Raw genomic sequence first — 11,357 nt, 5'->3', positions numbered from 1 at the left:
CCTGACCCGTCAATAATCCCTGCCACCTCAGGTGTCAGGTTCGCCGTAGATATCGAAGTCGAAATAACGGGCGGTGATCTCGTCATAGGTACCGTTGGCCCGAATCTCGGCGATCCCTTCGTTGAGCCGCTCGCGCAGGGCGTCATCTGCCTGGCGTACGCCGAAGCCGATGCCCTCGCCCAGGGTCTCCTGGTCCTGAGTCACCGTGGCCTTCATCTCACAGCACAACTGGCCTTCTTTGCTGTCCAGGAACTGCTCGATGATCAGACGATCGGCCAGGGTGGCATCCAGCCGCCCGGCAAACAGGTCCTGGTTGGCATCGTCCTGGGTCTGGTATTCGCGCAGGATGGCCTCGGGAAAATGCACCTGGGCATAGGCCTGGTGGATGGAGGCGGACTGCACTCCCAGCGTCTTGCCGGCAAGCCCTCCGGACGTCGTCTTCAGGTCGTCGCCCTTGGCCCCGGCCAGTGCGGCGGGCGTCTGGTAGTACTTGTCCGAGAAGGCGATGGTCTCGCGACGCTGATCGGTGATGCTCAACGACGCGGCGATGACATCGAGCTTGTCACCGGTCAGGGCGGGAATCAGGCCGTCCCAGGAGGTCGTGACGATTTCGCACTCCAGTTCCGCGGCGTCGCAGACCGCTCGAGTGATGTCCACTTCCCAGCCTTGCAACTCGCCGCTCGCATCCAGCGTGGCGAAGGGCGGATAGGGCTCGGTCGCGAAGCCGACACGGGTCACCTCGGCCTGCGCCACCGGTGCCAGGCAAAGGGAGGTCAAGGTAGCCGTCATCAATCGTTTCATTGTCATTCTCCTTGGGATGGACCGACCGAGCCCAGAAAGCGCTGCAGTCGCTGGGCCGTGGGGGCGCCGAACAACCGGCCCGGTGGCCCTTGTTCGGCGATCTCGCCCTGATCGAGGAAGATGACCCGATCCGCCACGTCGGCAGCAAACGCCATTTCATGGGTCACGATAATCATGGTGCGCCCCTCTCTGGCGAGGTCACGTATCACCGCCAGCACCTCCCCCACCAGCTCGGGATCCAGTGCCGAGGTGGGCTCGTCGAACAGCATTACCTCGGGGCCCATCGCCAAGGCACGGGCAATGGCGCCGCGCTGCTGCTGTCCGCCGGAGAGCGTCGCCGGGTAGGCCTCGCGAAGATGATAGAGACCGACTCGTTCCAAGAGCGCTCGCGCCTCGTCGCGCGCTTCGCTCCGCGAACGTTTCAGCACCTGGATCGGTGCTTCCATGATGTTGGCCTCCAGGGTCATGTGGGGCCACAGGTTGAACCCCTGGAAGACCATGCCCAGACGCGCCCTCAGACAACGCAACTGGCGGCGATCGGCCGGCTCACGCCGCGCTCCCTGACCGCGGAAGGGAATCGCCTCGCCCAACAGACGCAGCGAACCGGAGGTCGGTGTCTCGAGCAGGTTCAGGCAGCGCAACAGCGTGGACTTGCCCGAGCCACTGCTGCCGATCAGCGCCACAACATCCCCTCTCCCGGCGGCAAGATCGATGCCCTTGAGAACCCGGGCGTCGCCATAGGTCTTGTGCAGATTCTCGACCTCGATGACGGCATCGCCACGAGAGGCGGTAGTGGTCGAAGCATCGCTCACGTCAGGGCTCCCGGTTTATGCCTGTTGTTATGCGGTTGCATAAACTATGCATCTGTATAAGATGCGAGTCAACGATCCCCACCAGCCACGGAGTCCCGCCATGTCCCGCTACGGATGCCAGTCCATGGCCGCCCCCATGACCCGCGTACTGATGCGCCGCCCGGGAGCGAGCCTGAAGCAAGCCGACCCTGTCGAATGGCACTACAACGATCATTTCGACGCCGACAAGGCCATCGCCCAGTACGACGCCTTCGCTGAACTGGTGCAGGCCTCTGGCGCCGAGATCCTATGGATCGAGGACAACGACGACGGTCTCTCCGATGCCATGTTCACCCGCGATGCCTCCCTGATCACACGTGCCGGCGCCGTGCTGCTCAAGATGGGCAAGCCGTTGCGTGCCGCGGAACCCGAGCTGCATGGGCAGCATTACGAGGCGGCGGGCATCCCGGTGCTGGGGCGCCTGACCGGCGAGGCCTGCATCGAGGGCGGCGACACCTTATGGCTCGACGACAGCACCCTGGTCGTGGGCATGGGCTTTCGCTCCAACCGCGAGGGAGTGCGCCAGCTGGAGACTCTGCTCGCCCCGCACGGCATCGAGGTGCTGGGCTTCGACCTGCCGGTGTGGGACGGTGAGGCCGCCTGCCTGCACCTGATGTCGGTCATCTCGCCGCTCACCGACGACCTCTACCTGGTCCACCCCAAGCTGATTCCGGCCGCTCTGTGGACCTTGATGAAGGCTCGTGGTATCACACTGGTGGCGGCTCCCGAGGCCGAGTTTCATGATTCCCTGGGGCTGAACCTGAATGTCATGCCTCTCGCACCGGGCGATTGCCTGATGATCGACGGCTTCCCCGGCACCAGAGCCGTGATGGAACAACACGGCGTTCGGGTGCGCACCTTCGCCGGTGATGCACTGTGCATGGCCTGCGAAGGCGGCCCCACCTGCCTGACCAACCCGATCCTGCGCGAGGCCTGAGCCCATGGCGACCCGGCGTGCCGGCAACGACCGCGAGAGCGTCCTGATCGACGCCACCCTCACCTGCATCGCGCGGGAGGGCATCTCCGCGGCCACGGTACGCAACATCGCCGACTATGCCGGCGTCACCAATGGCCTGATCCGCTTCTACTTCAAGAGCAAGGACGGCATTCTCCAGGCGGCTTACCGGCGTTTTCTCGAGCGCCTCTTCGAGGCGGCCCACGGCACCATCGGCGACGGCGACACGACGGCTTGCGAGCGTCTCGAACGCTACCTGCTGGCCAACCTCTCACCGCCCATCGTCACCCCGGACAGCCTGCTGCTGTGGGCCAACTTCCTGCCCCTGACTCATCACGATGACGCCATGGCCGACATCCGACGACACTGGTACGGTCGCACGACCCATGCCTTCCGCGACCTCATCCACGGGGCGCTGGAAGAACACGGTCACACGCCAGGCGACACCGAGCTGCGCCGACTCTCCGTCGCCGTCAACGGCCTCATCGACGGTCTGTGGATCGAAGGCTCACTGTCTGCCGAGTCTCTCGATATCCGGGAACTCCAGGCCATCGGCCTTGACGCCGCCTCGCGCTTGCTGGATATCTCGTTCTCCCGTTCACCGGCAACCTAAACCTCATCGCTCCCCCGGCGACTCCCGGCGACTCCCGGCGATGATGCCATCGCGAAGGTAGGTTAAAAAACAGCGTTTGCAAACAGCGTTTTTATACTACGCTGGAAGGCGAGGACCAGGGTTGGATCGGCATCGGATGAGTTCCAGCCCTGCGCCCTGATGACCGGCGACCCAGTGTCGCCCTCATGACCGCAAAGCCGTTCGGAGGGATGCAATATGAACCCGGTATTGCTGTTGACCCACACCCCCTTTGGGGAACGCCGCCTTCCCGAAGCCCGCCCGGTGCGTCGGATCGCATGCAGCGAGCCGCTATACCGGACACGTGCCCGCACCCATGGCAAGGTGAAAGTCGGCTGCCTCTCCCATGCGCCCCACGAAGATCTGGGACCGGTGGATCTGGCCAACGCCAAGCGCAGGCTCGACTTCTACTCCCGTTGGCACGGGCTGGCCGAACCCCGCTTGCAGATCTGGAAAGCATCCTGAGCGCCTCGCCTTGCACGAGCGCTGAAGGAGGGAATCTCATGAACACCGGAGCGCCGCTCGCCGCCCGCTGGCAACATGTCCATGCCGACTGGTGGCAGGACAATCGGGGCAACGAGATCCATCGCGTCGATATCGATGGCGATGCACTCTACCACTGCCATCTCGCCGGCTCGTCACTGCCATGGAGTGCCGTGGCCAGGAGCCTGGACGAGGCCATGGCCGCCGTCGACAAAAGGTCGCCTTCCTCCTCGCCGGCCCCAGGGGCACACTGGATGCCCCTGGTCCCCCTTGGGTGGCGCAGGGAGGCGGAAGGCGGCGGCCTCCACCTCTTCGGTCGGTCAGGGCGCTGACACGATGCCGTGGCTCAGTCGCCGGGCGCCTCGAAGACCCAGCGGGTTCCTTCGCGACTATCCTTGAGCACGATGCCGAGCGCGGCCAGCTCGTCGCGGATGCCATCGGCACGCGAGAAATCCCGGGCGCGCTTGGCCTCGGCACGCTCGGCGATCCGCGCCTCGATCTCGGCCTCGGACAGCGGCAGCTCACCGTCCCCGCCCTTGAGGAAAACGCTCGGCTCCTGCTGCAGCAGGCCGAGCACACCGCCCAGGCGCTTGAGCTCGGCGGCCAGCGCCGGAGCCTGCTCGGGCGATTCCTTGCGCGCCCGATTGAGCTCGCGGGCCAGATCGAAGAGCACCGACATCGCCCCGGCGGTATTGAAGTCGTCGTCCATGGCCTCGGTGAAACGCCGATCGAAGCTCGGGTCCACCGCGCCTTCCCGAGCCTCCTCCGTTGCCAGTCCGTCGAGCGCATTGTAGAAACGCTCCAGCGACTTGCGGGCATCGGCCAGCGAGTCCGGGGCATAGTTGATCGGACTGCGATAATGGCTCGACACCAGCAGATAGCGAACCACTTCCGGATCGTGATGCTCGAGCACCTCGCGGATGGTGAAGAAGTTGCCCAGCGACTTGGACATCTTCTCGTGATTCACCCGCACCGCGCCGGCATGCATCCAGGTGTTAACGTACGGCTTGCCGGTGGCCGCCTCGCTCTGGGCGATCTCGTTCTCGTGATGCGGGAAGGTCAGATCGGGCCCTCCGCCATGGATGTCAAAGGTCTCGCCCAGGCAGCAGGTCGACATCGCCGAGCACTCGATGTGCCAGCCCGGCCGGCCCGGCCCCCAGGGTGATGGCCACTCCGCCTCGCCGGGCTTGGCGGCCTTCCAGAGCACGAAGTCGAGGGGATCCTCCTTGTGCGCTTCCACGTCGACCCGGGCCCCGGCGCGCATGTCGTCGGGGTCGCGATTGTTGAGCTTGCCGTAATCGGCGAACTTGCGGACCCGGTAATAGACGTCGCCATTGGGCGCCGCGTAGGCGTAGCCCTTGTCGATGAGCGTCTGGATCATGGCGACGATCTCGTCGACGTGCCGGGTGGCACGAGGCTCGGCATCGGGCCGCAGCACGCCGAGCCGGCCCTCGTCCTCGTGCATGGCATCGATCATGCGGTCGGTGAGCGACTCGATGGCCTCGCCGTTCTCCTCGGCCCGCTTGAGAATCTTGTCGTCGATGTCGGTGATGTTGCGCACGTAGGTGACATCATAGCCTCGTGCCCGGAGATACCGGGTAATGACGTCGAAGGCCACCATCACCCGGGCATGGCCCAGGTGGCAGTAGTCGTAGACGGTCATGCCGCAGACGTACATGCGGACCCGCCCGGGCTCGATGGGCGTGAAGGTCTCCTTGCGCCGCGTCAGGGTGTTGTAGATCTGCATGTCAGCCCTTCTTCTTGATCTTCGCCCAGGAGTCCTTGAGCCCCACGGTACGGTTGAATACCAGGTGGTCGGGTCGACTGGCGTAGCGATCGGCGCAGAAATACCCCACCCGCTCGAACTGGTAGCGGCTCTCCGGCTCGGTTCCGGCCAGGCTGGGCTCGCCAATCCCCTGTACGGTGACCAGCGACTCGGGGTTCAGGTGCTCGAGGAAATCGGCATCGCGATCCTTGTCGGGCTGCTCGACCTGGAACAGGTTATCGTAGAGCCTCACTTCCATGGGAATGCCGTGGGTAGCGCTGACCCAATGCAGCACGCCCTTCACCTTGCGGTCCTCGGGATTCTTGCCCAGGGTGTCGAAGTCCACCGAGCAGTGCAGCTCCGTCACCTCGCCCTCGTCGTCCTTGATCACCTCGTCGCAACGGATCACGTAACTGTTGCGCAGGCGAACCTCCTTGCCCGGCGCCAGGCGGAAGAACTTCTTGGGCGGCTCTTCCATGAAATCGTCGCGATCAATGTAGACCTCACGAGTGAACGGGATGCGACGCGTCGGCATGTCGTCCCGGGCGGGATGGCCGGCCACCTCGTACACTTCCTCGTGGTCCTCGGGCACATTGGTCAACACCACCTTCAGCGGCTTGAGCACGCACATGGCCCGCGGCGCGTTGTCCTCGAGATCCGAGCGGATCGCGTGGGTCAGCATGGCGATGTCCACCAGCCCGCCGTCAGCGCGGGTGACGCCGATCATCTCGCAGAACTTGCGAATCGAGGCCGGCGTGTAGCCGCGCCGACGCATCCCGGAGATGGTCGGCATGCGGGGGTCGTCCCAGCCATCGACGATGCCCTGGTCCACCAGCAGCTTGAGCTTGCGCTTGGAGGTCAGGGTGTAATTGAGATTGAGCCGGGCGAATTCGATCTGCCGCGGTCGAGAGGGAACCGGCAGGTGCTCCAGGAACCAGTCATAGAGCGGCCGGTGATCCTCGAACTCCAGCGAGCAGAGAGAATGCGTCACCCCTTCCAGGGCATCCGACTGGCCGTGGGTGAAGTCGTAGGACGGGTAGATCTTCCACTTGTCGCCGGCCTGATGGTGTCTGGCATGGCGAATGCGATAGAGGATCGGGTCGCGCAGGTTGATGTTGGGCGAGGCCATGTCGATCTTGGCCCGCAGCACCTTCTCGCCCTCGGCGAACTCGCCGACACGCATGCGCTCCAGCAGATCGAGATTCTCCTCGACGCCGCGTTCCCGATACGGGCTCGGCCGGCCCGGCTCGGTCAGGGTACCGCGATATTCGCGGATCTCGTCGGGCGACAGATCGTCGACATAGGCCTTGCCTTCGCGCACCAGGTGCTGGGCCCAGGCATACAGCTGGTCGAAGTAGTCGGAAGCAAAACGCACATCGCCGGCCCACTCGAAGCCCAGCCAGTTCACGTCCTCCTTGATGGCATCGATGTAGGCCTGCTCCTCCTTCTCCGGATTGGTATCGTCGAAGCGCAGGTTACATTCGCCACCAAACTGTTCGGCAAGCCCGAAATTCAGACAGATCGACTTGGCATGGCCGATATGCAGGAAACCGTTGGGATGCGGCGGGAACCGGGTGACGATCTTGTCGTGCCGGCCGGCCTCGAGTTCCTCGGCGATCTGGTTGCGAATGAAGTTCGGCGCGCTGGTGGTCTCGGTCATGTTGATAGGGCAACCTCTGGTTGAACGCGGGCCTGTCGGGCGTCACCGGCTTGCCGGCTTCGCGCATCGACGCAAAACCGCTATTATAGCGCCACGCCCATGCACGGCGCCAAGGCGTCTGCCCAGAAGACAGGAAATCGTCATGATCACGCTGCAAACCAATTTCGGCGATATCGTCATCGCCCTGAATCACGACAAGGCACCGAAGACGGCGGCCAACTTCGAACGCTACGTGCGCGAAGGCTTCTACGACAACACCCTCTTCCATCGGGTGATCGACGGTTTCATGGTCCAGGGCGGCGGCTTCGACCTGGACTTCAACCAGAAGCCGACCCACGAACCGATCGAGAACGAGGCCGACAACGGCCTGGAGAACCGCGTGGGCACGCTGGCCATGGCCCGCACCCAGGACCCTCACTCGGCCACGGCCCAGTTCTTCATCAACATCGCCGACAACGACTTCCTCAACCACCGCGGCAAGAACCTGCAAGGCTGGGGATACTGCGTCTTCGGCGAAGTGGTCGAGGGCATGGAGGTGGTCGAGCGCATCAAGTCGGTCAAGACCACCCGTCGTGGCATGCATGCCGATGTGCCCGCCGAGGATGTCATCATCCAGAGCGCTCGCCTCCAGGATGCCGCCAGCTGACCGCCGTCGCCAGCTTACCTCCGCGCCCGCCTCCGCGGGCGCGCCCTCTTCGCACCCGCCCACGGAACATGACATGGCCACCCTGCTGATTTCCGACCTGCACCTGCATCCCGGCGCTCCGGCAGTCACCGAGGGCTTTCTGCGCTGGCTCGACGAACGCGCCCAAGGTGCCGATGCGCTCTACATCCTGGGCGATTTCTTCGAGGCCTGGATCGGCGACGATCTGCTCGATCTCGGCGCCGCCGACCCGACCGGCACCGCCCCCCTGGCCCAGCGCGTGGCCTCGGCGCTCAAGGCGCTCGCCGATACCGGCACCCACCTCTACCTGATGCATGGCAATCGCGACTTCCTGCTCGGCGAGCGCTTCGCTCGGGAAGCCGGCGCGACCCTGCTGCCCGATCCGACGCTGGTGACCCTGGGCGACGAGCGAGTGCTGCTGATGCATGGCGACAGCCTGTGCACCCGCGACGAAGCCTACATGGCCTTCCGAGCCCAGTTGCGAGACCCCGACTGGCAGGCTCAGATTCTCGCCATGCCGATTCCCGAACGCCTCGAACTGGCCCGCCAACTGCGCGAACGCTCCGGCGAGGCCAACTCCAACAAGGCCGAGGACATCATGGACGTGACGCAGGAAGACGTCGTGACGGCCCTGCGCGAACACGGCGTGACCACCCTGATCCATGGTCATACCCATCGCCCCGCCGTGCACGATCTCGAGGTCGACGGGAAAGCCGCCCGCCGCTTCGTACTGGGCGATTGGCAGCCCGGAATCGGCTGGGAACTCGAGGCCGCACCGGGTCATGACCTGGCGTTGCGACGCGTCGCCCTCTCGGACTGAACCTCAACTCGATGCCGCGGCCGGCAGGTCACCGGCCGCCTCGGGCGCTTCCGGATTGAGCTCGGTGGGATCGTCCCGACCGGGATACCAAGGCACCCGCCCTTCGAGCACCCCGGTTTCCTCGATGATGCGCGCCACCGTGGCTTCCTGTCGGTAGGCCATGATGTGGGCGCCGCTGACGCCTTCGATCTCGCGCACTTCCTGCAGGATGTCCCGACACAGGCGAGCACCTTCCTCGCGTTGATCGCTCGCCCCTTCGAGACGGCGAATCACGGCATCGGGAATGTGGATGCCAGGCACATTGTCGCGTATCCAACGCGCGCTGCGCGCCGAGGCCAAAGGCCCCATGCCGACCAGTACATGGAGTCGGTCGGGCCCTTCCAGCAGGCCGTAATCGGCGACTTCGGCCATGAAGTCCCGCAAGGTGGCGGTATCGAAACAGTACTGCGTCTGGATGAAGCGCGCCCCGGCCGCTGCCTTCTTGGCCAGGCGCTGGGCCCGCCAGGCCCGGGGCGGCACGAAGGGATTCGCCGCCGCGCCGAGAAACACCCGCGGGGGCGAGTCGATCGGCCGCCCGCTCTCGAAGCAGGATTCATCGCGCATCCGCCTCGCCATCTCGAGCAACGACAGCGAGTCGAGGTCGAAGACCGGCCGGGCATGGGGGTGGTCGCCGGCCTGGACGCCATCCCCGGTCAGGCACAGCAGGTTGCAGGCGCCCATGGCTGCCGCCCCGAGAATCTCGCCCTGCATGGCGATCCGGTTACGGTCGCGGCAAGACATCTGCAGGATGGTCGCGTAGCCGACGCGCGTCAGCAGCGAGCAGACGCCGACGCTGGACATATGACAGTTGGCGCCGGAACCGTCAGTGGCATTGATGGCATCGACATAGCCATCGAAGATAGCGGCACGCCGCAGGACCTCCGCCGGATCCGCCGAATCCGGCGGGTCGATCTCGGTGGTCACGGCGAAGCGCCCGGCTCGCAGAACCCGCTCGAGCCGACCCGGCGAGACATGTCCCGGCAACACGGGAAGCGAATACCCGGGAACCGGCTCGTCATCGAACTTCATCACCGGCCTCCTGCATCATGCTCACCCCGCGCCACCCGCAACCAGGAAGAGGTGCCCTCCAGCGAGGCATCCACGGGCAACTGCACGACATGAATGCGGTCCCCATGCTTCATGCGCTGGCTGCCCTCCCAGGCATCCAGCCATACGCAGCGCATCTCCGGCTTCACCTCGCAGCTACCATCCTCGCGCACCCCGCCGCAAGGGCCGTTGCGCAAGCGCTTGGGGCAATTCATGGGACACGACATACCCGTCGAGCTCAGCACGCAGTGGCCGCACATCTGGCAATCGAACAGCAGCCCCTTGATGGCTCGCTCGAGACGGGCCACCGGCGCCTCGAGACGCGCATAGCCGATGCGCTCCAGCAGCGGTGCCGAACGCTGGAGCATGACCTCAAGGCCTGCATAGAGCAGTTCGAAGGCACGGGCATGGCGCACTGCCCAGCGTCGTACTCGATACATGGCGACTCCTGGCAATCGCGGGATTTCTCCACCGAGACGACTTTTGCTTCGTAGCCTAGGAGGGCGACGACGCAGGCACATCCATCAGGACGACAATGACGTGTGCGTCACCGTCGTGACGCGAGACAGGCGGTCACGGACGCTTCCAGGTGCTCGGCATCGGGCATGGACGCCGGCTCGCCCAACACCTCCAGGCGAGAATCATGGCGCCAGACACTCGGCCAGCTCTCCGTTACACCCGACACGCGATTGTAGAACCACCACCCATGGTCGGTATGGAACACTCCCTTGACGCGCAGCGCTGCCGGCAGTGCCTCGAGCCGGCTTTCCAGGGCATGTCGATCAAAGCGATCCCGGAAATGCCAACGCCAGCCCAGGCTTGCATGCCCCAGGGCATGGCCTTGCTCGAATACCGGAACCCCCTGGCGCGGCTCCCTCGAGAGACTCGAGGGTCGATACTCGGCGTGATGGTGCGACACTGGTGAGGCGAGCGTCTCGCCGACACCGGGGTCAGCCGCGAGCACCCATTCGCTCGGCAACCGACCATATGGCGCCTCGCGCACCCAGCGCCGCGGTGGCCATAATCCTTCGAGCCAATGACGCGCCGCTGCCATCTGTCGAGCGGAGGCGAGATCGGTCATGGTCAATGCCACGGCATCGGCCATGCGGAGTTGATCGCGAAATGTCTCGTGGGCCATGGCCCGGGCATCGTCCAGGCGGCGCGGATCCAGCACGGCTACCACGCCGCGAATATCGAGGACGTCGGCGAATCCCCCGCCGCGCAACAGATCCAACAAGCCCGCGGGATGCCCAAGGCCCGAAGGCTCGATGATCAGGCGATCCGGACGCTGGCGACGCAGTAACCTGACAAGCGACGCGCGCAACACCACGGCTTGCTGACAGCACAGACAGCCGCCGGGCAACGCCTCGACGACCAGGTCGGCACGCTCCTCGAACATCGCCTGGTCGATACCGACACGGCCGAATTCATTGATGACCACGGCCCAGCGCTCCCCTGCCGGCTTGCTGGCCAGCAAATGGTGGATCAGCGAACTCTTGCCGGCCCCGAGGAAGCCGGTGATCACATGCACCGGCACAGCTGACAGTCTCGATCGGCTCATTGGCCACTCCCTTTCAGCCGCCCGATATTCCCTGGTGTGACGACAAGCGGCACACTCGCCTTGCTTCCTCACGATCGGAG

The 11,357-nt window shown here is 64.9% G+C and carries 13 protein-coding genes; 6 read left to right on the top strand and 7 right to left on the bottom strand.

The genetic code is table 11. The features are described from left to right. Positions 1-27: 27 nt before the first annotated feature. Both HSDC_RS02045 and HSDC_RS02040 read right to left on the bottom strand, forming a co-directional pair. Complete coding sequence (locus HSDC_RS02045) at positions 28-801, bottom strand: transporter substrate-binding domain-containing protein (RefSeq protein WP_082919910.1); 774 nt, start codon at positions 799-801, stop codon at positions 28-30. Between the two features lie 2 nt (positions 802-803). After that, positions 804-1,613, bottom strand: coding sequence for an ABC transporter ATP-binding protein (locus tag HSDC_RS02040; RefSeq protein ID WP_064698251.1), 810 nt, complete (start codon positions 1,611-1,613; stop codon positions 804-806). Between the two features lie 100 nt (positions 1,614-1,713). On the opposite strand from HSDC_RS02040, the gene HSDC_RS02035 reads away from it, so the two are divergent. From HSDC_RS02035 to HSDC_RS02020, 4 genes are all read left to right on the top strand, one after another. After that, positions 1,714-2,589 (top strand): dimethylarginine dimethylaminohydrolase family protein, encoded by an 876-nt coding sequence (locus HSDC_RS02035; protein WP_064698250.1) that lies wholly within the window; start codon positions 1,714-1,716, stop codon positions 2,587-2,589. Positions 2,590-2,593: 4 nt separating this feature from the next. Continuing rightward, entirely contained in the window at positions 2,594-3,220 is a 627-nt protein-coding gene (locus HSDC_RS02030) for a TetR/AcrR family transcriptional regulator (RefSeq protein WP_064698249.1), read from the top strand. Between the two features lie 216 nt (positions 3,221-3,436). Continuing rightward, positions 3,437-3,703: a hypothetical protein gene (locus tag HSDC_RS02025; RefSeq protein ID WP_064698248.1), complete on the top strand. Its 267-nt coding sequence runs from the start codon at positions 3,437-3,439 to the stop codon at positions 3,701-3,703. A gap of 38 nt (positions 3,704-3,741) precedes the next feature. After that, on the top strand, positions 3,742-4,053 hold the full coding sequence (locus HSDC_RS02020; RefSeq protein WP_064698247.1) for a hypothetical protein: 312 nt from the start codon (positions 3,742-3,744) through the stop codon (positions 4,051-4,053). A gap of 14 nt (positions 4,054-4,067) precedes the next feature. Here the strand turns inward: HSDC_RS02020 and cysS are convergent, their stop codons facing one another. Together cysS and HSDC_RS02010 are read right to left on the bottom strand one after the other, a co-directional pair. Then, positions 4,068-5,468 (bottom strand): cysteine--tRNA ligase, encoded by a 1,401-nt coding sequence (gene cysS / locus HSDC_RS02015; protein ID WP_064698246.1) that lies wholly within the window; start codon positions 5,466-5,468, stop codon positions 4,068-4,070. 1 nt (position 5,469) lies between these two features. Next, positions 5,470-7,146: a glutamine--tRNA ligase/YqeY domain fusion protein gene (locus HSDC_RS02010; protein ID WP_064698245.1), complete on the bottom strand. Its 1,677-nt coding sequence runs from the start codon at positions 7,144-7,146 to the stop codon at positions 5,470-5,472. 142 nt (positions 7,147-7,288) lie between these two features. On the opposite strand from HSDC_RS02010, the gene HSDC_RS02005 reads away from it, so the two are divergent. Next, positions 7,289-7,792 (top strand): peptidylprolyl isomerase, encoded by a 504-nt coding sequence (locus tag HSDC_RS02005; RefSeq protein ID WP_064698244.1) that lies wholly within the window; start codon positions 7,289-7,291, stop codon positions 7,790-7,792. A gap of 73 nt (positions 7,793-7,865) precedes the next feature. Further along, entirely contained in the window at positions 7,866-8,630 is a 765-nt protein-coding gene (locus HSDC_RS02000) for a UDP-2,3-diacylglucosamine diphosphatase (RefSeq protein WP_064698243.1), read from the top strand. Between the two features lie 3 nt (positions 8,631-8,633). Here the strand turns inward: HSDC_RS02000 and HSDC_RS01995 are convergent, their stop codons facing one another. The 3 genes from HSDC_RS01995 to HSDC_RS01985 form a co-directional block, all read right to left on the bottom strand. Then, complete coding sequence (locus tag HSDC_RS01995; protein ID WP_064698242.1) at positions 8,634-9,698, bottom strand: methylenetetrahydrofolate reductase; 1,065 nt, start codon at positions 9,696-9,698, stop codon at positions 8,634-8,636. Further along, complete coding sequence (locus tag HSDC_RS01990; protein WP_064698241.1) at positions 9,698-10,156, bottom strand: methylenetetrahydrofolate reductase C-terminal domain-containing protein; 459 nt, start codon at positions 10,154-10,156, stop codon at positions 9,698-9,700. The genes HSDC_RS01995 and HSDC_RS01990 overlap by 1 nt, the downstream gene beginning before the upstream one ends. Positions 10,157-10,263: 107 nt before the next feature. Then, positions 10,264-11,277: a CobW family GTP-binding protein gene (locus tag HSDC_RS01985; protein ID WP_064698240.1), complete on the bottom strand. Its 1,014-nt coding sequence runs from the start codon at positions 11,275-11,277 to the stop codon at positions 10,264-10,266. Positions 11,278-11,357: the final 80 nt, after the last annotated feature.

It is taken from the genome of Halomonas caseinilytica, assembly GCF_001662285.1.
Classification (GTDB): Bacteria; Pseudomonadota; Gammaproteobacteria; order Pseudomonadales; family Halomonadaceae; genus Halomonas; species Halomonas caseinilytica.
The sequence above is the reverse complement of the archived record's forward strand: the minus strand, read 5'-3'. Positions and strand labels throughout refer to the sequence as shown.